Origin of the sequence: Acidianus infernus (assembly GCF_009729545.1) — an archaeon.
Taxonomy (GTDB): domain Archaea; phylum Thermoproteota; class Thermoprotei_A; order Sulfolobales; family Sulfolobaceae; genus Acidianus; species Acidianus infernus.
This window is the reverse complement of sequence record NZ_WFIY01000004.1, coordinates 1,651,472-1,673,444: the sequence shown is the minus strand read 5'-3', so window position 1 is coordinate 1,673,444 and position 21,973 is coordinate 1,651,472. Positions and strand designations below refer to the sequence as shown.

The 21,973-nt window shown below is 35.2% G+C and carries 26 protein-coding genes; 17 read left to right on the top strand and 9 right to left on the bottom strand.

The annotated features are described in order from the left end of the window. Positions 1 to 2: 2 nt before the first annotated feature. Complete coding sequence (gdS-2, locus tag D1867_RS09685) at positions 3 to 851, top strand: hexaprenyl pyrophosphate synthase (protein WP_338078030.1); 849 nt, start codon at positions 3 to 5, stop codon at positions 849 to 851. Between the two features lie 26 nt (positions 852 to 877). After that, the gene (locus D1867_RS09680) at positions 878 to 1,759 is read left to right on the top strand and encodes a RimK family alpha-L-glutamate ligase (RefSeq protein WP_338078127.1); all 882 of its coding nucleotides are present in this window, start codon (positions 878 to 880) and stop codon (positions 1,757 to 1,759) included. Between the two features lie 47 nt (positions 1,760 to 1,806). Here the strand turns inward: D1867_RS09680 and D1867_RS09675 are convergent, their stop codons facing one another. From D1867_RS09675 to D1867_RS09665, 3 genes are read right to left on the bottom strand one after another with little or no spacing between them, the layout of a single operon-like run. Further along, positions 1,807 to 2,265, bottom strand: coding sequence for an Lrp/AsnC family transcriptional regulator (locus tag D1867_RS09675; protein ID WP_155863948.1), 459 nt, complete (start codon positions 2,263 to 2,265; stop codon positions 1,807 to 1,809). Next, positions 2,262 to 3,263 (bottom strand): NAD(P)/FAD-dependent oxidoreductase, encoded by a 1,002-nt coding sequence (locus D1867_RS09670; RefSeq protein ID WP_155863947.1) that lies wholly within the window; start codon positions 3,261 to 3,263, stop codon positions 2,262 to 2,264. Before D1867_RS09670 ends, D1867_RS09675 begins: the two co-directional genes overlap by 4 nt. A gap of 5 nt (positions 3,264 to 3,268) precedes the next feature. Further along, positions 3,269 to 3,838 carry a hypothetical protein gene (locus tag D1867_RS09665; protein WP_240872214.1) on the bottom strand — a complete coding sequence of 190 codons (570 nt, stop codon included), beginning with the start codon at positions 3,836 to 3,838 and terminating at the stop codon, positions 3,269 to 3,271. On the opposite strand from D1867_RS09665, the gene D1867_RS09660 reads away from it, so the two are divergent. After that, complete coding sequence (locus D1867_RS09660) at positions 3,827 to 4,642, top strand: isoaspartyl peptidase/L-asparaginase (RefSeq protein ID WP_338078029.1); 816 nt, start codon at positions 3,827 to 3,829, stop codon at positions 4,640 to 4,642. The two genes, D1867_RS09665 and D1867_RS09660, sit on opposite strands and share 12 nt — an antisense overlap. Continuing rightward, entirely contained in the window at positions 4,642 to 5,181 is a 540-nt protein-coding gene (locus D1867_RS09655) for a phosphoesterase (protein WP_155863946.1), read from the top strand. Before D1867_RS09660 ends, D1867_RS09655 begins: the two co-directional genes overlap by 1 nt. Here D1867_RS09655 and D1867_RS09650 read toward each other — a convergent pair. Continuing rightward, on the bottom strand, positions 5,175 to 5,417 hold the full coding sequence (locus D1867_RS09650; RefSeq protein WP_155863945.1) for a hypothetical protein: 243 nt from the start codon (positions 5,415 to 5,417) through the stop codon (positions 5,175 to 5,177). The two genes, D1867_RS09655 and D1867_RS09650, sit on opposite strands and share 7 nt — an antisense overlap. A gap of 104 nt (positions 5,418 to 5,521) precedes the next feature. Between D1867_RS09650 and D1867_RS09645 the strand changes: the two genes are divergently transcribed. Together D1867_RS09645 and D1867_RS09640 are read left to right on the top strand one after the other, a co-directional pair. Then, on the top strand, positions 5,522 to 5,899 hold the full coding sequence (locus tag D1867_RS09645) for a DUF5751 family protein (RefSeq protein ID WP_155863944.1): 378 nt from the start codon (positions 5,522 to 5,524) through the stop codon (positions 5,897 to 5,899). 39 nt (positions 5,900 to 5,938) lie between these two features. Then, positions 5,939 to 7,297 carry a digeranylgeranylglycerophospholipid reductase gene (locus tag D1867_RS09640; protein ID WP_155863943.1) on the top strand — a complete coding sequence of 453 codons (1,359 nt, stop codon included), beginning with the start codon at positions 5,939 to 5,941 and terminating at the stop codon, positions 7,295 to 7,297. Here the strand turns inward: D1867_RS09640 and D1867_RS09635 are convergent. Next, complete coding sequence (locus D1867_RS09635; protein WP_155863942.1) at positions 7,268 to 8,851, bottom strand: DUF2070 family protein; 1,584 nt, start codon at positions 8,849 to 8,851, stop codon at positions 7,268 to 7,270. The genes D1867_RS09640 and D1867_RS09635 overlap by 30 nt on opposite strands. 29 nt (positions 8,852 to 8,880) lie before the next feature. Between D1867_RS09635 and D1867_RS09630 the strand changes: the two genes are divergently transcribed. Genes D1867_RS09630 through D1867_RS09605 form a run of 6 tightly spaced genes read left to right on the top strand, consistent with a single transcriptional unit; the run spans position 8,881 to position 13,853 of the window. Then, a complete protein-coding gene (locus tag D1867_RS09630) occupies positions 8,881 to 9,156 on the top strand; it encodes a hypothetical protein (protein WP_155863941.1) in 276 nt (91 codons plus the stop codon). Continuing rightward, positions 9,143 to 9,928, top strand: a complete 786-nt coding sequence (locus D1867_RS09625) for an HAD-IIA family hydrolase (RefSeq protein ID WP_338078028.1) — start codon at positions 9,143 to 9,145, stop codon at positions 9,926 to 9,928. Before D1867_RS09630 ends, D1867_RS09625 begins: the two co-directional genes overlap by 14 nt. A 39-nt stretch (positions 9,929 to 9,967) precedes the next feature. Then, positions 9,968 to 11,668 (top strand): succinate dehydrogenase flavoprotein subunit, encoded by a 1,701-nt coding sequence (locus D1867_RS09620; protein ID WP_155863940.1) that lies wholly within the window; start codon positions 9,968 to 9,970, stop codon positions 11,666 to 11,668. 1 nt (position 11,669) lies between these two features. Next, entirely contained in the window at positions 11,670 to 12,617 is a 948-nt protein-coding gene (locus tag D1867_RS09615; protein WP_155863939.1) for a succinate dehydrogenase/fumarate reductase iron-sulfur subunit, read from the top strand. A 1-nt stretch (position 12,618) separates the two neighbouring features. Further along, a complete protein-coding gene (locus D1867_RS09610) occupies positions 12,619 to 13,494 on the top strand; it encodes a CoB--CoM heterodisulfide reductase iron-sulfur subunit B family protein (protein ID WP_155863938.1) in 876 nt (291 codons plus the stop codon). After that, positions 13,491 to 13,853 (top strand): succinate dehydrogenase, encoded by a 363-nt coding sequence (locus D1867_RS09605; protein WP_155863937.1) that lies wholly within the window; start codon positions 13,491 to 13,493, stop codon positions 13,851 to 13,853. The genes D1867_RS09610 and D1867_RS09605 overlap by 4 nt, the downstream gene beginning before the upstream one ends. A 1-nt stretch (position 13,854) precedes the next feature. Here D1867_RS09605 and D1867_RS09600 read toward each other — a convergent pair whose 3' ends face one another. Both D1867_RS09600 and D1867_RS09595 read right to left on the bottom strand, forming a co-directional pair. Next, positions 13,855 to 15,213 (bottom strand): vWA domain-containing protein, encoded by a 1,359-nt coding sequence (locus D1867_RS09600; protein ID WP_155863936.1) that lies wholly within the window; start codon positions 15,211 to 15,213, stop codon positions 13,855 to 13,857. Further along, positions 15,210 to 16,361, bottom strand: coding sequence for an AAA family ATPase (locus tag D1867_RS09595; RefSeq protein WP_420809278.1), 1,152 nt, complete (start codon positions 16,359 to 16,361; stop codon positions 15,210 to 15,212). The genes D1867_RS09600 and D1867_RS09595 overlap by 4 nt, the downstream gene beginning before the upstream one ends. Positions 16,362 to 16,626: 265 nt before the next feature. Between D1867_RS09595 and D1867_RS09590 the strand changes: the two genes are divergently transcribed. The 5 genes from D1867_RS09590 to D1867_RS09570 are packed head-to-tail and all read left to right on the top strand — an operon-like array spanning position 16,627 to position 21,063. Next, positions 16,627 to 17,055 carry an OB-fold nucleic acid binding domain-containing protein gene (locus D1867_RS09590; protein ID WP_155863934.1) on the top strand — a complete coding sequence of 143 codons (429 nt, stop codon included), beginning with the start codon at positions 16,627 to 16,629 and terminating at the stop codon, positions 17,053 to 17,055. Continuing rightward, entirely contained in the window at positions 17,052 to 17,333 is a 282-nt protein-coding gene (locus D1867_RS09585) for a PqqD family protein (protein ID WP_152942085.1), read from the top strand. Before D1867_RS09590 ends, D1867_RS09585 begins: the two co-directional genes overlap by 4 nt. 23 nt (positions 17,334 to 17,356) lie before the next feature. Further along, positions 17,357 to 18,973 (top strand): molybdopterin-binding protein, encoded by a 1,617-nt coding sequence (locus D1867_RS09580; RefSeq protein ID WP_155863933.1) that lies wholly within the window; start codon positions 17,357 to 17,359, stop codon positions 18,971 to 18,973. 49 nt (positions 18,974 to 19,022) lie between these two features. Next, on the top strand, positions 19,023 to 19,952 hold the full coding sequence (locus D1867_RS09575; RefSeq protein WP_155863932.1) for a homoserine kinase: 930 nt from the start codon (positions 19,023 to 19,025) through the stop codon (positions 19,950 to 19,952). Beyond that, positions 19,936 to 21,063: an aminotransferase class I/II-fold pyridoxal phosphate-dependent enzyme gene (locus D1867_RS09570; RefSeq protein WP_338078027.1), complete on the top strand. Its 1,128-nt coding sequence runs from the start codon at positions 19,936 to 19,938 to the stop codon at positions 21,061 to 21,063. Before D1867_RS09575 ends, D1867_RS09570 begins: the two co-directional genes overlap by 17 nt. On the opposite strand, the gene D1867_RS09565 is transcribed toward D1867_RS09570, so the two are convergent. After that, positions 21,060 to 21,374 carry a hypothetical protein gene (locus tag D1867_RS09565; RefSeq protein WP_013776955.1) on the bottom strand — a complete coding sequence of 105 codons (315 nt, stop codon included), beginning with the start codon at positions 21,372 to 21,374 and terminating at the stop codon, positions 21,060 to 21,062. The two genes, D1867_RS09570 and D1867_RS09565, sit on opposite strands and share 4 nt — an antisense overlap. Then, positions 21,353 to 21,883: a hypothetical protein gene (locus tag D1867_RS09560; protein WP_338078026.1), complete on the bottom strand. Its 531-nt coding sequence runs from the start codon at positions 21,881 to 21,883 to the stop codon at positions 21,353 to 21,355. Before D1867_RS09560 ends, D1867_RS09565 begins: the two co-directional genes overlap by 22 nt. Positions 21,884 to 21,973 lie beyond the last annotated feature (90 nt).

Here is a 21,973-nt window from a genome sequence, read left to right as displayed (position 1 = left end):
CTGTGGATTTAATAGAGTTCTGGGAGAGGAGCAAAATTATCATTGATTCCTTAGTTACAAAGTTTGTTGATGACGTTAAGGATTGGGAAATTATGGAAATGAGCAAATACATCATGAAAGATGGAAAAAGGTTTAGAGGAACTCTTGTGTTCCTCTTTAACGACGCTTTAGGTGGGGAAGAGAAAAACGCATATCAAGGTGCTTTAGCTACGGAAATACTTCACTCGGCGTCTTTAGCTTTGGATGACATTGTTGATTATGATTTGACTAGGCGAGGAATGGCATCTGCATGGGCAGTTTATACAAATAGGAGAGTAATATTCGTATCTAATTTTCTTATTCCTACTGCTTTGAAAATTATTTCTTCATATGGAAAGGAAGCATTGAACATAAGCATAGAACTTTGGAAGGATACTGCAATAGGAGCATTGAAAGACATGTATGGGGATAAAAGAGAATATTTTAAGACAATAGAATTAAAAACTGCTAGTCTATTTAAACTTCCAGCTATGTTGGCTTCCTTCTCTTCTGGGAAAAAGGAATTGGTGGATAAACTTTTAGAGGCAGGAAGAGTTCTGGGTATTATTTATCAACTTATAGACGATTACGTTGATTGTGTAAAATTGGAGCCCGAAAAACTAGTTGGTAGCGCTAAGCAACTCTTTGAATTAACCAACGGTAAGGTTGATCCTTTCGTTTCAAATAAATATGCAGAATTAAAAAGTGAGTATTTAAGAATCGTATCCTCAATACCATTCTTTAACGAATATAACGAGTTAATAATGGCACTGCCAGATTTTCTAACAATGGGTTTATTGGCGGAATCAGGAATAAAAAATAAATTGTTTTAAATTGGGTTTTCACTTGGTGAAAGCTTATAAAGATCGGTGTAATTCACGAATCGCAGAAGGTAACTGAGCCTTCTAAAGAGCTTTTAGTTGAAATAAGAGATAGAGGTCATACTGCTTATTATATTAGACCGTCAAAACTTAATGGAATAATAGACGAGGAAATAGAATTCACGTATGCAGGGAAAACAATTTCCCTTGATGGCGGAATAATAAGGAACTTAGGATTTCTACTTACGACAGAACAGTTGGCAAAGAGAATAGATATTCTAATCGAGATGGAAAAAAGCGGAGTAGTTTTCATTAATAATCCTCAGTCAGTACTTTTAGCTAGAGATAAGTTTGAGAGTTTAATGAAATTAAAAAGAGCCGGAATTCCGGTACCACCTACTGCAATGGTAGAAGATCCTTTTGAAGTAATGAGACTAGTGGAAAAATGGGGGGAAGTTGTTATTAAACCAGTAATAGGAAGTCTTGGATTAGGTTCTGTTAGAGCCAGTGATCCAGATATAGCCTTTAGGATAGCTAAGGCAATTCTTTCAGTTAATCAGCCAGTTTACGTTCAAAAATACGTTAAAAAGCCTGATAGAGATATAAGAGCTTTTGTAGTTGGAGATAGACTTCTAGGAAGTATATATAGGATTTCTCAAGGTAGTTGGAAAACTAATGTCGCTCAAGGCGCTTTAGTCCAAGTATTTAAACCTTCCAGCGAAATAGAAGAACTCAGCCTAAAGGCTACAAAAGTTCTAGGTTTAGATTATGCCGGAATTGATATTGTAGAAGATTTGGAAGGAGGATTAAAGATTCTTGAAGTTAATGCAGCTCCGTTGTGGAAAGGATTTAGCTCAGCAACTCACATAAACCCAGCAAAATATATTGTTGAGTACTTAATACAGAAAATTAAGAAATGAGGAAATAAGCAAACCGTCTGAGTAGTGAGGAGGAGCTCTCGCCCTGATCATTCAAATGCGTTTTTCTTCTCTTTTATTACCCTTAACACGAACATTGTATAAGTTGAGGTAACTCCCTCCATGTTGCCTATCTTATCTAGAACTTTTGCTAATTCCTCCTTATCTGAAACTCTTACCTTAAGTAAAGCATAATATTCTCCAGTAACATCATATATTTCGAAAACTTCCTTAATTTCTGCAAGTTTTCTAAGAATATCTTCGTACTTTTTTGGATCAGCCTTTAGTAGTACAAAAGCTAGTACGTTCATTCCAACTTTATCTAAATCTACGTCTATACAAAATCCTCTTATTACCCCAGCTTCTTTAAGCCTTTTTATCCTCATATGTATTGTGGATTCGCTTAAATTTAACATTTTTGCTAATCTTGAGAAAGATATTCTAGAATCTTGTTGAAGTATTGAAATTATTTTCTTATCTACGTCGTCCAAATAATAATGTTCGCTCATATTATCATTCTTCCAAATATTTTTAATAAATCAATCTTTGTAAAGTCTCCTAAAGCAAACTTAAGAACAAGCTCTGGCGGAGTCTTGAGTAATACTCTTTCTAATCCCTTAATGCTCTGTGCACCTTTCTTTTTAGAATCTCTTATAACCTTAGCGTGTATTTGTAAACTCCAATAAAGCTTGCTCTTCTTAAATTCCTTTGAAAAGTCTTTGTTATTTAACAAAGAATCAGCCATTATTTTTGCTGATATTATAGAAGGCCTAATTCCTTCACCAGTTACAGCGTAAACTGTGCCTAAAGCCTCACCTATATAATTACCTTTTGATAACCTATCTTCTATTACTCCATAATCTGCTACCTTAGCCCCTTGAAAAGCTTTTATTTTGCCCTTAACTAGACTCTTTAACCTTTCTTTAAGGAAGTTTACGTCAGCATAACCGCCAATGCCTATTTTTGAGCCATCTTCTTCAGGGAATATCCAACCATAGCCTAAAAGGTCTGAAAAGAAATACATTTCTACTATTTCTGGATCTATTTTATAATCTGTAATATATTGTATTGCAGGAATTGCGTAATCTCCTTTAAAAGAGTAATGACCATTAGCGTAAATTACTTTGTCAGCTTCAATTTCCTTATCATTCACTAGGATTTTCCCATCCTTTTCAACTACTTTAGAATTTAATCTCAGATCAACTTTTTCTCCAAGAATTCTCAAGAATTTCGGTTTATTGACAATATAACCTAAAATTTCCCTACCTTTTATATCATACAAAAGTTTGCCGTCAAGATAAATCCTAAATCCTTTAATTTCACTTATAATAGCTTCTTTAGGAATTGGAAGATAATCCTCAATTCCCTTCATAACTCCCCATGCGCAGGGTTTTAATCCAACGTCTGAAAGACCTTCATAAACTGTGGCATTTATCTTACTTCCTCTTAGAAAGTAAGCTAATGAAATTCCAGCAGGCCCTCCTCCGGCTATTGCTAATTCCATCATATCACCTATTCTTTAAAATACAGGTAAGCTATAATGCCTAATGCAATAAATCCTGAATAAAGTATTATAAGCTCGTAAAAGTTATGCAAAAATCTTCCTATAAGACCACCGATTATTATAACCAACAGCATAGCAAAGTATCCGTTACCTACTTTTAATAAGTCTTTACTAATCGCCTTGGCTAGAATAAACTTCATTAAATATGCGAAGCTAATAAAGAATGGAATTGACTCCACTAATGCTACTAATGCAAATTCTCTAGGCTTTATAGGCAAGGCAAAAAATACTCCTAATGCTAAACCTAATGAGAATACCCCAGTGAAATAGACTGCGACTATTGCTTGTTTTACTCCCTTCCAAGGTAAGTTAGATGTAAAATAATAAGTTACAATTGCTAAACCTACTATAGATGCTCCAACGAAAGCATAAAAATTAAAGAGGAAACCGGGTATTACTGGCAATAGGATTAATATTATCGAAACTAGTAACGTGCTTGGTTCTCTCATTTTACTCCAGAAGTATAGAGTTGTAAAGATAAAAATATCTAATGCCAATATTTCCTTGTGAAATATCAAAAGCCCATACTTCTAATCCATGGTGGTGCTGGAAACTGGAAGGAAAGAGACTCAGAAAAAGCAGTAAAGGAGATTAATAACGCCTTAGACAGGGGATTTGAGGAATTTAAAAGAGGCAGTTCCTTAGAGGCAGTAGTAGAGGCAATTTCCTACATGGAAGACTCAGGAGTTTTTGATGCAGGAAGAGGTAGCGTAAAAAATTCTAAAGGAGAAATTGAAATGGACGCTGGATTAATGTATGGAAATAAATTGAGCATTGGCGCAGTAGCTGCAGTGAAAGTTAAAAATCCGATAAGACTTGCGTTACAAGTAATGAAAGATGGAAGACATGTATTACTAGTAGGGAAAGAGGCTGAAGAAATCTTTCCTTCGACTCCTTTAAGCGTTGAAGATACTGTAGGTGCTGTTGCACTAGATATTGATGGAAACTTAGTAGCTGGTACAAGTACTGGAGGCATAGCAAATAAATTGCCGGGTAGGGTAGGAGATTCACCTATACCTGGAGCAGGATATTATGCTACATCTAGAGTTGCAGTTTCATCAACTGGAATAGGTGAAATAATCCTAAAGATCTTGCCTGCTAAAGAGGTTGATATTCTAGTTTCAATGGGATTATCAATTTGTGACGCCGTAAGAAGCGTGATAAATAAGGTTACTAACATATTTGGAAAGGGTAATATAGGAATGATTGGTATAGATAATAATGGAAATGCAACAGCTTACTATAACACAGTTGGTATGGCAAGGGGGATCAAATACGGTAACGGTGAAAGAAGATCATTCGTATTCGAAGGTGAAATATAATGAAAATCCTAGTCATGAGTAATATAAGGTTCCCAGAACCACATATAGAGAGTACATTGTCTTCCATCATAAAGAAAGAAGAGCCAGAAACAATAGTCTTAGATGGAGATACCACACAATGTTATTGGGATTACGAATGCCCTAGAGTTATAGATGTACTTTATGTAATAAGAAGTATTGCACCTTGGGCTCAAATAATATATGTCCAAGGTGATATGGATCCTCATGCAATTAAATGCATAATGGCAGAGCCTAGATATAGGGAAGAAATAATTGGAACAACTATGTATATTGCAGACGTTTCTTCAGTTAAATATTATATTTTACATGGGCATCAAGGTGATATAGATCAACTTAGGAGAAGCGTTGGAGCAGGACCTTGGGATTGGATAATAGTTGGACAATATAAAAGGTTAGAGATGGATAAGCTTGCTAGAGTTATTTACATTGGTGGAATAACTAGGGAATTTCCTCCTGAAGCTAGAGGATACCTTGTAATAACTGATTCCAATCATTATTTAAGATCATTATCTCAATAAACTGAAGGTAATTTACCAATTTGCTTAACAAGTTCTATAATTTTTGCGTCATAAATTTCTTCTAATGGGTCTTTATTTTCGTCATTTTCCTCCCAGATTTTCATATTGTCAGCTATGATAACGTTCTTTTTTCCTTTATAAAATATTATTTCAGAGGCTAGCGATTTTCTCCTTATTTTTCTTATTATTTCTAGCATTTCTGTGGTAATATTATTGTAAATAACCTCTATTATCATATTATATATCTTCCTAGGAGAAGATATAAGGTAAATAAGATAATATTCAGTATAACTGCCTGCTTTTCAGTCATTAATATTAACTTCAAGGAGAGCTTAATTTCATGCAACCAGACTATAGACCAATAATTGCCCTAATTTATGTAAAAGATGAAGAATTAACTGAAACTTTTAGAAAAATGTTTAAAGATGTGAGACTTCTTGGCGGGAAAAAGATCGTAGCTAACGTAATTTCTAACTCAGAGTATTGGAACTTTTTTGCTAATGCTAGAGAGGCAATATTAGATAATCTAGACTTAGGTTTAGAAATCTTTACTTGGAAACCTAACGAGGTCGATAAAATGATAAAGAAGATTCAACAATATAATTATAAGGGATTTATAACTTACTGTAGTGATGAAAATAAATATCATATGAGAAAAATTCTGGATAATCTTCCTACATCAATGAAGGCTAACATGCTGAGAGATTACTGCAAGTAATTTTTTATCCCTTTAAAGATAGTAAACTTTGGGATCTTTTTGAAAAATAATTATGACGTATTAATTATAGGCGGTGGATTCGCAGGAGCTACAACCGCATGGCACTTGGCAAATCAAGGACTGAAAGTTCTTCTAATAGACAGCAAGCCTTGGAATAGAATTGGAGATAAACCTTGCGGAGATGCAGTAAGTAAGGAGCACTTTGATAACCTAGGAATGCCGTACCCAGAAGGAGAACAATTAGAACAAAAAATAGAAGGAATAAAACTTTACAGCCCAGATATGAAAACTGAATGGACAGTAAAAGGAGAAGGATTTGAAATAAATGCTCCAGCATATACTCAAAGACTGTTGAAGGAGGCATCAAATAGAGGAGTAGAAGTTTTAGACATGACCACAGCAATGAAGCCAATATTCGAAGATGGATTCGTAAAGGGAGCTATTCTTTTTGATAGAAGACATAATCAGCAAATTGAGGTTAGAGCTAAAGTTGTAGTAGAAGCTACTGGATATTCTATGAGTTTTAGGAGCAAATTACCACAAGGCTTACCAGTTACTGAAAGTTTAGATGATAAAGATGCAGACATAGCTTATAGAGAAGTAGCCTACACAAAGGACGATATAGATGAGCCACAATATCTCAAGATTTTCGTTAATCAAAAAGCTTCTCCAGGGGGATACTGGTGGTATTTCCCTAAAGGAAAGAACAAAGTTAACATAGGTCTAGGAATTCAAGGAGGAATGGGTTATCCTAGTATTTACACGTTTTATGACAAATACTTAAACGAATTTGGTAGTGATGTTGACAGAAATAGATTAATAGTTAAAGGTGGAGCTTTAGTTCCTACAAGAAGACCTATAAGTACTTTAGCCTGGAACGGAATTTTAGTTGTAGGAGATTCGGCATTTACAGCAAATCCTGTACATGGGGGAGGAAAAGGTTCAGCAATGATTTCTGGATATTGTGCGGCAAAAGCTATACTTAATGCCTTCGAAGTAGGAGATTTCTCTGCAAAGACACTATGGTCTGCAAATTTATGCTATATTGAAAGATATGGTGCAAAACAGGCAAGCTTAGAATTATTTAGAAGATTCCTGCAAAAGCTTTCAGACGACGATATAAATTATGGTATGAGAAAAAAGGTAATCAAAGAAGAGGACTTACTTGAAGCTAGCGCAAAAGGAGATTTACAATTATCAGTAGCAGAAAAAGCAATGAGGATAATAGCTGGACTAGGTAGACCATCACTTTTAATGAAATTAAAGGTTGTAGCAGAATACATGCAGAAAGCTAAAGACTTATATAGGGAGTACCCAAGTGATCCTAATAATTTAGAACATTGGAAGAGCGAAGTTAATAAATTATTGCTAGATTTTGAAAATCTCATGAATAAATAGGAAAACAACTAATATTACATAAGGAATGATTATAGGTATCCAGAAAGTTTTCATTGCAAAGCCTCCCACTTTTTCCAATCCATCTACCATAGACGAAATTATTTTGCCTATTACCCTTGTCTTAACTTTTATTATTCCAAATTCTATGTTCTTTACATCCTCCATTTTTTCTAAACTTTCTTTCACGAGCTCTCTGGATGCAATAATTAGTTGCTCACATAACGTAGCTGGTTGATAAAGGTTACCAAAGCTCATGGCAGTACAAGAGTGATCATCTGGAGTAACAAGAATTGGATTAGTCAAATCAGATAGACTTTGCTCTATTTTTTCTCTTAGCCCATGGCAAGCATTATTTGCATATAAGTAAATTATTGATACTTTCTTATTCTCCTCAGGAGAATAAAAAGATAAGACTCTTACCTTATTCTTGCAAAGTCCTTCGCAGTTTACTTCACCTTCTGCATAACCTATTTTAAGTTTCCTATTTCCTAGATATCTTTCCTTACCGTAAACAAAATTCTTAAGAGTAACATATTCTTTCCTTCCTATTTCATCCACTAAGGTTTCGTTATGACAATCGACTAGAAAATTATTAGTAGAAATCATATCCCTCCATAGTGCTCCTGGCAAATCGTCTATACCTTTCAATGGCCTTTCAACGAATGATAGCGTAAATTTATCAAAATTCAAAGTAGTTATCTTGAAATCTCCTAGCATTTCCTGAGTAATTCCAGTAAAGTTTGCCTTTTCAAAACGGGTATTAAGTATCTCCTGAGCTATTCTTCTTGATTCCTTACTTGAAGTAAGGTCTATCTCATGACTACCGGGTCCATGGAAAACAAAAGAATTAGGAATAACTTCCTCAACATGATAGGGAAACTTTGAACTACCTATTTCTCCATACATGCCAAAGTGAATTTGAGGAAGTACTAAATAGGTCTCGTTTATTTTTACAGTAAGAATATTAAGCATACTTGGTATTGATATTTTATCTAAAAACTCTTCAAGTTCTGCGTTTTTATTGTAGTTTAACGCTCTTAAAAAAGGCCTTACTATCTTTAGAGAAGATATGCCGACTATTTTATTCCCTTTTCTATTTATCAAGGCTACATAGACATAGGACGAAATTCCTACTGCAATAACGTAAACTATCCCAAGTATGGTTAAGTCTGCCAATATTATTGATGGTATTAAAGAGGCTATTGAAGCTAACGTAACTGAGATTTTTTCATTATAATCAACTAAAAGGGAATAGTTAACCAAGGGAATAAAAGTGCCAAAAATGAAGACGTAAGGGATAGGAAATAGTGATAAAATCAGATATAATGCAGAAAATACTGAAATTAACGTAAGCGTTGTCCTAATCCTTTTGCCTAGAATAGCTAGAAGAGAAACCGAATATGCTAAGAAAGAATAAAAGAATAAAATTCCTATTTCTAAACCTCTAAAGGCTATTATTCCACCTTCAATAAAATCTATAGATAATAGGATTCTAGCGCTAGGCAAAGATATTAGCTTAGAATAATATTTCCTAGTAAGTTTTTCAGAATCCACGATTAATAGATTGGTGAGGGGATAATAAATTGATTGACAAAGAAAAGTTAGGAGTAAATAAATTAGTGCATAATACGTTATCTGATTGCGATCTTTATGTAATTGAAGATAAAGAAGGTAAAACGTACTTATTATTCGTTTTTAATAATAATTATTTTAAAATAATGCCTGCTTATCCAGGAAAATGGGACTGCGAAGAATCACTTTATAGACCTTTCGGTCTTTTCGGTTTTGTGTTCGAGGGTGAAGATATTAATGAAAAAATAAAGAAAAAATTGGAGGAGTTAAAAAGTGCTGGACTATGATTTAATAATTTCCGATGTTGATGGCGTTATAGTTAGAGAAGGAGAACCAATTTGGGAAAATATTTTCGCTATTAGAAAATTAAAGGAAGAAGGTAAAAAGATAATCCTTGTTACTAACAATTCTGGCTTCAGCAGAGTACTTTTATCTAGGCAATTGAATTACCTAGGATTAGAGATAACTCCTAACGATATAATAACTAGCGGTCTTTCCGCTGCTATCTATATGAAGAGAAATACAAAAGTTAAAAGCGTTTACGTAATAGGAGAAGAAGGCCTTGTTGAAGAAATGAAGAACTTTAACTTTAGAGTCCTATCAACTGAAGAAGTTGAGGAAAATAATCCCGACGCAGTAGTTTTAGGCTTAGATAGGCTAGCTACTTACGATAAGTTATCAACAGGAATGAGATGCGTAGCTAGAGGATCAATGTTCATAGTGACTAATATGGATAGATTATGGCCATCAAAGGATGGATTAAAACTTGGAGCTGGAGCTCTTGCTTCTTCCATAATTTATGCTCTCAAAAGAGAACCTGATTTTATTGCGGGAAAGCCAAATAAGTGGATAATACAAGTTGCAATGGAATTAACTGGAATAAGGGACTTGTCAAAAGTTTTAGTAATTGGAGATCAGCTGGAGACTGATATAAAGATGGGTAACGATATAGGGGCAGATACTGTATTAGTTTTAACCGGAATATCAAGGAAGGAAGACGTAGAGAAAAGTAATATAAAACCAAAAATCGTTGTAGAAAACCTGTCATTGTTAATTTAAGATTAAACGCTTTTTAATCCTTTTAAAAAATTTAGAGACATGGAAAAACTTTCTTATGACGCGGTAGTCATAGGCGGCGGACTAGCTGGTTTGATGGCCGCTCATGAGATTGCCGTTTCTGGATATAAAGTTGCAGTAATATCGAAAGTCTTTCCTACAAGGTCTCATTCATCATCTGCAGAAGGAGGAATAGCTGCATATATTGAGGGAAATTCTGACCCTAATGATAACCCAGATTATATGACTTATGATACTATAAAAGGAGGAGATTTTTTAGTTGACCAAGATGCAGCAGAATTACTATCTCAAAAATCTGGAGAAATAGTAAGAATAATGGAAAGCTGGGGTACTTTATTTAATAGACAACCAGACGGAAGAGTTGCAGTAAGATATTTTGGAGGTCAAACTTATCCAAGAACTAGATTCGTAGGAGATAAAACTGGAATGGCGTTACTTCATACTTTGTTCCAAAGAGTTTCGGGTTTAGATATAGACTTTTACAATGAGTGGTTTGCTCTAGATCTGATTAGAGATGACAAGAGAGTTGTAGGAGTAGTAGCAATGGAAATGAAATCCATGACGCCAGCATTCTTCAAAGCTAGGGCAATAGTCATGGCTACTGGAGGCATGGGAATGCTTTACGCTCACTCTACTAATGCATACATTAACACCGGAGACGGGTACGCAATGGCTCTAAGGGCAGGGGCGGCATTAAAAGATCCAGAATTCGTTCAATTTCATCCCACCGCTCTTTATCCATCGGATATACTAATTAGCGAAGCAGCTAGAGGAGAAGGAGCAATACTAATTAATAACAAAGGAGAAAGGTTCATGGCAAGATATGCACCAAGAAAATTGGACTTAGCTCCTAGAGATATAACTTCTAGAGCAATAATAACTGAGATCAGAGAAGGTAGAGGTTTTCCCGGCGGTTATGTAGGTTTGGATTTAAGACATTTGGGAGAAGATTACATTAAAGAAAGATTAGCCTTAGCTTATGAAGCAGCAAAAAACTTTGCAGGAGTTGACGCAACACAGGAACCCATTCCAGTAAGGCCTGCACAACATTATTATATGGGTGGAATAGACGTTGATATTACTGGTCAAAATCCGGATTTAATAGGATTATTTGCTGCAGGCGAAGCTGCCTGCGTTTCAGTTCACGGTGCAAATAGATTAGGTTCCAACTCTTTACTTGAAACATTGGTTTTTGGAAGAGAAACAGGTAGAGCAGTAGCTAAATTCTTATCTGAACATAAAGAGGAAGATAGTAACAGCCTAGATAAAGAGGCTGAAAAAGTTGTAGATGATGCTTATAAATTTGTAAAAAGCGAGAGTGGAGTTCACTTTGGTGAAATTCTCAATAAACTCAGGAATGTTATGTGGGAAAAGGTAGGTATATTTAGAGACGAAGATGGGATGAAGGATGCTTTGTCTCAAATTATTGAATTAAGGAAGATGACTTCATCTATGTATGTGTTGGATAAAAGCAATACGTATAACACTGAATTCTTCAACGCCCTAGAACTTAGGAATATGCTAGATCTAGCAATAGTTATAGCAAGAACCGCACTTGAGAGGAAAGAATCTAGAGGTGCTCATTATAGGACTGACTATCCTGAAAGGGATGACACAAACTGGTTAAAACACACAATAGCTTATCTAAAAGGAGAAACGGTAGAAATTACTTACAAGCCCGTTAGGATTACTAGATGGAAACCGGAACCCAGGGTGTATTAAAATGAGCGAAGAAGAAAAGGAAATTGTTGTAAAAATAAAAAGATTTTCAAAAGAAAAGGGAAGTTGGTGGCAAGAATACAAACTAAAGGTGGATAGATTTACGCAAATGACTGAAGTATTAAGGAGAATAAAGACGGAACAAGATCCTACTTTAGCATATAGAGCCTCTTGCCATATGGCCGTCTGCGGAAGTTGTGGTATGAAAATCAACGGCGAACCTAGGTTAGCTTGCAAAACCTTAGCCTTAGATATGGTAAAGAAATATGGTAAAAACGAGATTACAATAGAACCAATGGATTACTTCCCAGTAATAAAGGACTTGATAGTAGATTGGACCGACTTTTACAATAGAATGTTTAAAGTAAAGCCAAGGCTCTATCCTTCAAAGGAAGTATTAGAAGGTAAAGCTGAACATAGATTAAAACCAGAAGATCAGAGAGAACTATGGAAATTTGAACAATGTATATGGTGCGGATTATGTGTGTCAGCCTGTCCATCTGTAAAGAACGATCCAGAATTTTTAGGTCCAGCCGCTCACGCTAAAGGCTATAGATTCCTTGCAGATCCTAGAGATACAATATTTGATGAGAGATTAAAGATATTAATTGACAGTGCTTGGAGGTGTACCTATTGCTATCAATGTTTCAACGTTTGTCCAAGAGATATCGAGCCTGTTACTACTATAAAGAAAACAAGAGCTTACACTAAGTTCTTAAGTGAAAAAACGCCGGTAGCTTTAACTGGCGAAAAACATGCAGAGGCGATAGCTAAAAGTATAGAAGAAACTGGAAAAATTGAAGAGGCAAAAGTGTATATTTCAACTTACGGATTATTAACAGCGATAACAGATATGATTTATGCAATGCAGAATGGGAAGTTAAAATACGCGTTAGTTATGGAAAAGAAAGTGAAAAACATAGAACAGATTAGGAAAATAATGGGTGAGTAAGATGAAGGTAGCATATTATCCTGGATGTGCAACTCACGGATTATCTAAAGACGTTGATGTGGCTACAAAAAAAGTTGCCGAAGTTTTAGGCCTAGAACTTGTAGAAGTAGAGGATTGGAACTGCTGCGGTGGCGGATTCTTAGACGAGTATAACGAAAAAGCTCACGTTGCGCTCAATTTAAGGAATCTTTCCACTGTAGAAAGAATGGGCATGGATAAAATGGTCACTCCTTGCAGTGTTTGCTTACAAAGCCATAGACTTGCTGCATATAAATACAATGAAAATAAGGATTTAAGAAAAGAAGTAGATAAAAAATTGAAGGAAGCAAATATAAACTACTCAGGAAAAGCGACTGCAGAGCATATAGTTTGGGTTTTAGTAAGAGATGTAGGATTAGAAAAAATAAAGAAGGCGGTAAAGAAACCATTAACCGGATTAAGAGTTGGAGCGTATTATGGTTGTCAAATGTTAAGACCAGAACAAATAATGGGATTTGAACCATCCTTTAACCCCCACAGTATGGAAGATTTGATAGCTGCTACCGGAGCAACTCCAGTAAAGTTCCCAATGGCTACGGCTTGTTGCGGATTCCCACTAATGGGTAGTAATCCCAAAGTTGGATTAAAGCTAGCGTATAATGTGTTAAACTCAGCAAAATCTCAGAATGCAGACATATTAGTTCACCCTTGTAGCCTGTGCCATTTACAGCTAGATGTCACGCAACTAAAGGTTAAAAATGAATTCAACTTATCTTGGACTTTGCCAGCAATCTATATAACACAACTCTTGGGATTGGCATTTGGATTTTCTGCTGAGGAATTAGGAATAAGTAAATTAGCACAAGAGGTATTAAGAAAGAAGGGGATAATACAATGAGTGAAGAGGATAAAATAGTTGAAGCGCTAAAGAAACTTGGAGCCACGATAGGTAATTGGTACGAAGTTTCTGAGAGACCCGGAAGACCGCCATTTGGGAAAGAAGTTGAATATAAGGTAGGAGATATAATGTGGGGAAAGGTTCACTTGAGATTAAATGGTGATCTTTACGTTCATATTATATCAAAGATTCCATTTAACTGGAAGGATAGAGTAAAAGATCTAAAAATAAAAGGGTCCATCGAAGACGCAGCTGGAGGCCTAATGTGGATAAAGACAACTCCAGAATATATGTACTCAGATTTGGAATTTATAAAAAATTACTTAGAAAAAATTAAGAACGAGAGTCTCAAAAAGTGATTTAGGCTTCAACTACTTTAAGTAAATCGTTTTGATCTAATTTATATACTACTAGGTAAGTGTCGGATATTCTCCTTAAGTCAGCATTATCTCCTCTAATCATTACACTTATTAATGTAGCGTTGGCATCTTTCAAAGACCTCCTTACTGTAGTCTCGGCTATCTTGTCTTCTCCGTCAGTTAAGATAATTACTTCGCTAACGCCTTTAACATGTCCTTCCTTAATATCTTCACAGGCAGAAATTACTGACCTACTTATATCAGTGCCTCCTCCACCCCTTATTTTTCCTATATATTCGATCATCTTTATTACGTCCTTACTTTTAGCATTCTTTATAACCTTTATTAGAGGATAAGGAATATTATCGAAGAATCTTAAATAGAAGTCCCTGTTTTCTCTCCTTGCTCTACTATATAAGGCTAAAGCTACAGCCTTTGCCCACAATATCTTTTCTCCATCCATGCTACCCGATTTGTCAAGCAATAAGTAAATTGGACCTAAGCTTTCCTTAATTTGCTTTTGGTAAAGCAATAATTGACTTTCAGCTAGCCTAACGTAAAATAGGTCTTCTGGCATGGCTAATTCTGATGGCACTATTCTTTCTAAGTCTGAACCTTCTTCATAGCCGTATAATTCTCCTTTTGAATACCTAGTAGTCTTCTTTTTAGTTAAGCTTCCTAATTTAGGTATTCCACTTAAGAACTCAAGGATTTTCTTTATTTCAGTGTTCCTAGCTAGCCTCAATACTTCATGAACATCACCTTCAAAGTTAAGCACACTTCCAGTTCCTGCTCCGTTTCCTCCTATTATCCTTTGCATACTTCTAACTGCATTTGCATCTTCTGCTGCCTTAGAAAGGGCCTTCTCATGAACTTGCTTTAAAAGCTTCTTTGTGGCATCATTTGTTTGACCTTGTTGCTCTTTTTGTTCTCCGCCTTCTTTTCCTTGTGAGCCTTTCATTAAACCGTTAAGTATTTGTTCTGCTGCTTCTCTTTCTTCTGCAGACTGAGAAGTTCTCCTTATTCTTTCTAATTCCTCTATTAAATTCTGAATATAACTTACTGATAATGCCATGCTTACTGCTGAGTTAGCTATAGAGTAATTTCTGTTCTTTAATACAAGATCTGAAGATAAAGTCATATCAAGTAAGGCATATTTTATTGCATCTCCTTGCGAAATTTCTGATTTTGACTTTAAAATTGGCAAAGGTAAATAATGCACGTAATACGTATCAACTAGAAAATCTGGATCTATATTAGAGTCTTTTCCCGATATTTTCTTCAATGTATAAAGAATTCTATCTCCCCTATATTTAACTATGGGGTCATCATAATCTATTCCTATTAGAAAACCAGTCATGTGTAAATCCCCAACTTTCTACCAACTTTTTCTAATAATTTATCAATTTCTGCACTTACTTCTTTAGAAAACTCTTCTACTTTCTCATCGCCGCTTTCTTTACCTAAGGCTATTACTCTATCTCTAGTTGCCTTTAATGACCTTATTAAATCTATTAATCTTGGATCAGACTCACTTGCAGCATCGACGTATTTACCTGCCTCTTTTATATTATTGTAAATTTCGTTCAATTCTCTCATGTACTTTATTGGAGTCTTTAATTCTTCAGAGAGTAATGCAGAGACTTTCTCAAAGTCATCTATTTCTTTTGGCGCTATATACTTCAAGACTATTAAGTCTTCTTCTGTTGCCTTTAGTCTACCGTTTAGTAAGGCATGAGCTGAAATAATTTTTAGGACTTTTCCTTTTCTTCTATCGCTTAAATGAATTCCTTTTTCTTCCAGCATTGCGTAAAGTTTCAACAATTTACTTTTTACTGGGCTTAAGTCGACTTCTGTTAGATAGGAATATATCTTATCAAGATCTTCTATGGTCATTAATGGCGATTCGACCTTCCATTTTGTTGTAAACTCTAATTCCCAAGCCGACTCTATTAGATTCTTCCACATCTCTTCTCCTACTGGTTTAGCATAATGCCTTAATAGCAACCTATCATAAAGAGCCTCTAATTCTGGCTCATCGGGAACCCTATTGCTTGCACTTATTAAAGTCCTTAAAGGTACTTTAATTATGTTATAACCGTCATAAATTACTCTTTCGTTTAGTAATGATAATAATGCATTTAATATTGCACTATTTGCATTAAATATTTCATCTAGAAACGCAATTTCGCTTTCTGGTAATCTATCTTTAGTTATTCTTTTGTATACTCCTTGCTTTAATGCATTTATATCTAATGCTCCAAATAATTCTGCTGGTTCTGTGTACTTCGTCAGCAAATACATGAAGAACTTTGCATTTAATAATTCTGCAGCTCTTCTGGCTAATGCAGATTTTGCAGTTCCAGGCTCTCCAATTAATACGACGTGCTCTTTGGAGAGTAACGCTAGAGTGATAACTTTAGCTTCCTCTTCTCTGCCCACAAAAGGGCTCCATAAAGCTTCCAAAAATTTCTTGGGAAGTTCAAGCACTTTGTTATCCACTTGCATTCCCATATACATGAATTGCATTTCATAGCTTATAAAGAAAGGTTAAGAAAATGCCCTCAAATTATTATTACATTAAGAGACTCCTTTAACTGTTGTATTTAAAATAAACTATTAGTAAAGAGGCAAAAGAATTTAAAAGTAAAATTTTCTCATTTAAACTGAATTTTTTGAAAAGAACATTAGTATCCAACTAAAATAAGGTCTACACAAGATTTAAATATTGCTACAATAAGGATATATTAACAAATCTCGTGAGTCGGGACACATGGAAGAAAAAATAGGTAACCTAAAAGGTGGAATGGAAAACGTAAACGTAACCGGAAGAGTTCTCCAAGTTGGAGAACAAAAAGTCGTGCAAACAAGAAACGGTCAACGTACAATTAGAGAAGTAATGATTGGAGACGAAACAGGAAGAATAAAACTAACTCTTTGGGGAAATCAAGGAGATAACATAAAAGAAGGACAAGTAATAAAAGTCGAAAATGGTTGGACAACTGTTTTTAAAGGTCAAGTTCAATTAAATGCAGGAAGCAGATCAAAGATTTCTGAGAGCCAAGAAGAAGTACCAGAGGCAGATCAAATTCCAGAAACTACACCAACAGATAACTCTCCACCGAGAAGAAACTTTAGAGGAGGAAGAAGGAATTTTAGAGGAAGAAGACCACCGCAAAGAGGCGGAGATGAAGAAGAATGAATTTCGACGAAATTAAGGATAAAAAACCTCAAAAAGTAGGAGAATTTATAGACAAAGCAGAAGACGGAGATAATTATATAATAAAAGTTTCTGACGACAAAATATTCGAAGTTGCTCCGATAGCTTATTACATATGGGCAATGTGTGACGGAAGTAAGACTGTAACTCAAATAGTTGATGAGATTAGTAAAGAAGCGAACATAGAGTTTGATCAATTAAAAGATCCCGTAACTGCCGTATTAGAACAGTTACAGCAAGCTTCTCTCATAACGTTATAAGTTATTTTTTCATTATATTTTTTATGAGAGCTATTTTACCTGAAGATTCTCTTTTATCAGCACAAGAAGCAATTTCCTTATTCATATCTAAAGTTCCTCCAGAAAGGAAAATAAAGGAAATTGAAATAACAGATGCTCTTAATAAAATTTCTGCCGAGGACGTTTATTCTCCTATAGACTTACCTCCGTTTTCTAGATCAACTGTGGACGGTTTCGCTGTAAAATCTTCTTCTACTCCTGGAAAATTCAAGATAATAGGAAAAATAAATATTGGAGAATATAAGGAAATCGAAATTTCCGATAACGAAGCAGTTGAAGTTGATACTGGAGCTATGATCCCAAAAGGTGCAGACGCTGTTATAAAAATTGAAGAAACCAGAATTGAAGGAGAATACGTTGAAATTACTAAAAAGCTAAACTTTGGAACAAATATAGCATGGATAGGTAGTGATGTACCAAGAGGCACGCAGATACTTTATAAAGGAGAAAAAATTACTCCAGAAAAAATTGCATTCCTTGCATCTGCAGGCATAAGCAAGGTAAAGGTTTATGAAGCACCTTCAGTTTACGTAATCTCAACCGGAGATGAGCTAGTAGAGCCAGGTAAGGAGTTGAAGCCAGGAAAAATATACGAGAGTAATCTTCATTTCCTTATTTCAAGGCTTAAAAATGATGGATATAATGTAGTGGGCCACAAACTCGTAGGGGATAATAAAGATAAAATTGAGGAAGCAATAGAAGAGGCAAGTAAGATTGCAGATGTAATAATTATAACTGGTGGTACAAGCGCAGGAGAAAAAGACCTTGTTCACCAAATAATTAGAGAGAAAGGGGAAATAATAGTTCATGGACTAAAATTTAAGCCCGGCAAACCTACATTATTAGGAAAATTTAATGGAAAGCCAGTCTTTGGACTGCCTGGTAATATTGTATCTACGATCATGATTTATGATAGAGTAATTAAAAATTACTTACTGCTAATGAAGGGAGAAGAAAATATCACGGAAGAAACTGAATATGCACAATTATTACTTCCAGTTAAGGCAGATAAAAAGAGGTTTACATACATTCCAGTATACTTAGTACAAGGATTTGCAATACCTATTCCTTTTGACAGTTATATGGTTGGTAGTTTTTCTTTAGCAGACGGCTTCATTGGACTTGAACCAGGAATAGAGCTTAAAGAGGGAGATAAAGTTGAAGTTATAATAAAGAGAAAGGACATGAGAATTACATTAATAGGAGAAGAAGATAAAAGATTTGATAACTTGAACGTAAGAAAAATTTATTTAGGCTCACAAGTTTCTTGCAAGGCTTTAGAGAAGGGCATAGGAGATATAGTAGTTGTTAGCTCATTATTCTGTACTCCGAATAATTACGACTATTCAATAGAAAGAAGAATTCTAGAACAAGGAGATGGAGACGAAATTGGATATTTTGATTGGCTAGGATTAAGCAAATTTAATAGAAACCCATCAGTAAAATTGAAGTCTCCTTCGACTGTGTTGAACTTTCTAGGTAAGGCAAAAGTGTTTGCACCTGAAGGATATCTTAAAGAAGGAAAGGAATTAGGCAAGGAAAAGTTATTCATAATCGTAAGGAATAAGGAAGCTTTCAAATTCCTAAATGGAATTTTTTAAGAATACACAAATCTGAAAAACCTTAAATGTAATGTACATATTTTTAGCTATGTCAGCAAAAGCAGAGGCTTACTCAAGTTCTGCTAATTTAGGCCCTGGGTTTGATATTTTATCTATGGCTCACAATGCTTTCAAGGACATAGTAATTGCGAGGACTATCGAAGAGAAGGGAAAAATAGTAATCAAGAGTAATAATCCCAAGATTCCTTTAGATCCGGAAAAAAATTCTGCAGGATTGGCTACGAAAATTCTTCTTCAAGAAAAGGGAATAGACGAAGGAATAGAAATCGAGATAAATAAGGGAATACCCTTTGGCTTGGGTTTAGGCAGTAGTGGTGCCTCTTCTGTCGCTGCAATAGCAGCTGTTAACGAGCTTTTTGAGCTTAAGTTGACCCAAGAAGAGATGGTAAAATATTCAATGTTCGGAGAACAGGCTTCTTCTGGCTCTCCTCATCCAGATAATGTGGCAGCTAGCGTATATGGAGGAATAATTGCTGTAACCTCAGTTTCTCCTGTAAAAGTAGTCAAAATTCCTGTTAATATTGATTTTAAGATCCTATTAATTTCCCCCCAAGGTGAGAGAGAAGGCAAAACAAAAAAAGCTAGAGAAATGTTACCTAGCAAGGTAGACCTTTCGCTTTATGTTAAAAATTCCAGGTATCTATCGTCGCTAATTTTAGGCTTTATTAAAGGAGATAAAGAATTGATAAAACAAGGGTTAAACGATGAAATAGTTGAAGTTGCAAGGGAACCTCTTTATCCACACTATAAGAAAATTAAAGAAATTGCATTGAAGAATGATGCTATAGGTAGTTGTGTTAGCGGTGCAGGACCTACAGTCTTGGTGCTCTATGACGATCACACTAATGTTGATAAAATAAAGGTTGAGAGCCTTGAAGTTTGCAAAGTATTTGGGCTTACATGCAATTTTATTTCTGCTCAAATAGCTGGAGGTGTAAAAAGTGAAAGACTCAACTAAGGCTGTGAAAGAAGATATTGAAGATTCAACTAAAGCAATTACTACACCAATTTACCAGACAGTAGCTTTTATGTTCCCAGAAGGAGAGAAATTTAGGTATTCAAGGGAGGCAAATCCTACAACCCTAGAGCTAGGCAAAAAGATAGCCGAACTTGAAGGGGCAGAAATGGGTATTGCGTTCTCTTCTGGAATGGGGGCCATTACTACAACTCTTTTTACTTTGCTTACTCCAGGAAAGTCGTTATTAGTAACTATGGACATGTTTGGTAGGAGCCTACGTTTTTGTAAAGATTTCTTGGTAAACTGGGGAGTTAAAGTAACTATTAGTAAACCTGGAAATGAAAACTTACTAGAGATTGCCAAAAGATCACATTTTGACGTGATATTTGTAGAGAGTATAACTAATCCTTTACTTCGAGTTATCAACTTACCAGAATTGTCAAAGATTGCCAAAGAAAATAACAGCATACTAGTTGTAGATTCGACTTTTGCTACCCCAATAAATCAAAAGCCAATAGAGCTTGGAGCAGATATAGTTATACATAGCGCGTCCAAATTTATTGCAGGACATAACGACGTTATAGCAGGACTTGCTGCAGGTAAAGAAGAGCTTATGAAGAACGTTGACTTAATGAGGAGAACTCTGGGAACTTCCTTAGAACCTTTTCCAGCTTATTTAGTAATAAGGGGGATGAAAACTCTAAAGATTAGAATGGACGTTATAAATAGGAATGCTGAGCAGATAGCTGAATTTCTAGAAGATCATCCAAAAGTTACTAAAGTATATTATCCAGGATTAAAGTCTCATCCAGATTATGAAATAGCTAGAAAAGTTCTTAAAGGCTTTGGCGGGGTAGTAAGCTTTGAAGTTAGAGGAGGTAAGGATGAAGCTCTTAAGGTTATGAGATCAACTAAGGTAATAATTCCTGCACAGAGCTTAGGTGGAGTTAATTCATTAATTTCCCATCCACCTACAATGAGTCATAGAACCTTAACTTTAGAGGAGAGGAAGATAATAGGAATTAACGATTCTTTACTAAGATTGTCTGTGGGAATAGAAGACGTTGAAGATCTGATAGAAGATTTAGCTCAAGCTTTAAGTAAAATTTAAATGAGGGCTTTTATTTCTCTCTTTAATTCGTCTTCTAACATCGCCTTTATTTCCATTCTATGAACTCTTGTTAGATGTAGAAATAAGCCTCTTTTAGTAAAAGGACCTTTATTACATAATTTACAGTAAAGTAAATGATTTTGTTCATAAGACAGCCAAAATGATACTTTATCAATTACTCTCTCTGCCATGTCTTTTGATGAATAACCTACTGCTCTTACAATTTCATCTTCTTTTACACTTATCAAAGAGGCCTTCTTAACAGTTAGTTCTATTAGCTTTTCAGCAGTTATTGAGATTCCGCTATCCATTTTGTCCTCACTGAGGATATTCCTATTGCAACTACTAGTATTGCTAATAATCTTCTTAGCTTTAAATAAAAGTCTGGCGTATCTAAAACTGAAGCAAAATCGTTAATTTCTACGCCAAGCGCTCTCAAAAGCCTTTCTATTCTGACCTCCATGTCAGCATAATTATAAACTATTTCGCCATTATCTAATGCTCTTTTTAACTCTATCGCATCATCAAGTGTTGTAGCCAGCTCATCTTCTGTTATTTCGTCAAACACTTGCGTTAGTTTCTTTTTTATCCTACAACCCAGCATTTCAGCTAGGCCAGGATAATAATCTATTGGCGCCATTTCCATTATCCAGGCGTCTGCGTATTTTCTTACAGTATCATTTACTTCTGGCAATTCTCCTTCTATTTCTTCAACTATTGAGGCTGCTGCAACTATATGAGCCAAAGCGTGACCTACTTTTATTTCCTCTGTTGGGCTAACATTATTACTATAATTGGATTCAATGCTCAACTCAACCACTCAATCGTAAAATTATGACCTTTAGGTTTAAAGTAAGGACTCAAATAATACGTGAAAAGTCTAGAGCTTATTATTTAAGCTTAGCATATA

Coding starts and splice junctions, on each gene's coding strand:
- D1867_RS09675 (WP_155863948.1), bottom strand. CDS start 2,265: ATGAGCGAACATTATTATTTGGACGACGTAGATAAGAAAATAATTTCA.
- D1867_RS09670 (WP_155863947.1), bottom strand. CDS start 3,263: ATGATGGAATTAGCAATAGCCGGAGGAGGGCCTGCTGGAATTTCATTA.
- D1867_RS09655 (WP_155863946.1), top strand. CDS start 4,642: ATGAAAATCCTAGTCATGAGTAATATAAGGTTCCCAGAACCACATATA.
- D1867_RS09650 (WP_155863945.1), bottom strand. CDS start 5,417: ATGATAATAGAGGTTATTTACAATAATATTACCACAGAAATGCTAGAA.
- D1867_RS09645 (WP_155863944.1), top strand. CDS start 5,522: ATGCAACCAGACTATAGACCAATAATTGCCCTAATTTATGTAAAAGAT.
- D1867_RS09620 (WP_155863940.1), top strand. CDS start 9,968: ATGGAAAAACTTTCTTATGACGCGGTAGTCATAGGCGGCGGACTAGCT.
- D1867_RS09615 (WP_155863939.1), top strand. CDS start 11,670: ATGAGCGAAGAAGAAAAGGAAATTGTTGTAAAAATAAAAAGATTTTCA.
- D1867_RS09610 (WP_155863938.1), top strand. CDS start 12,619: ATGAAGGTAGCATATTATCCTGGATGTGCAACTCACGGATTATCTAAA.
- D1867_RS09605 (WP_155863937.1), top strand. CDS start 13,491: ATGAGTGAAGAGGATAAAATAGTTGAAGCGCTAAAGAAACTTGGAGCC.
- D1867_RS09600 (WP_155863936.1), bottom strand. CDS start 15,213: ATGACTGGTTTTCTAATAGGAATAGATTATGATGACCCCATAGTTAAA.
- D1867_RS09595 (WP_420809278.1), bottom strand. CDS start 16,361: ATGCAAGTGGATAACAAAGTGCTTGAACTTCCCAAGAAATTTTTGGAA.
- D1867_RS09590 (WP_155863934.1), top strand. CDS start 16,627: ATGGAAGAAAAAATAGGTAACCTAAAAGGTGGAATGGAAAACGTAAAC.
- D1867_RS09585 (WP_152942085.1), top strand. CDS start 17,052: ATGAATTTCGACGAAATTAAGGATAAAAAACCTCAAAAAGTAGGAGAA.
- D1867_RS09580 (WP_155863933.1), top strand. CDS start 17,357: ATGAGAGCTATTTTACCTGAAGATTCTCTTTTATCAGCACAAGAAGCA.
- D1867_RS09575 (WP_155863932.1), top strand. CDS start 19,023: ATGTCAGCAAAAGCAGAGGCTTACTCAAGTTCTGCTAATTTAGGCCCT.
- D1867_RS09565 (WP_013776955.1), bottom strand. CDS start 21,374: ATGGATAGCGGAATCTCAATAACTGCTGAAAAGCTAATAGAACTAACT.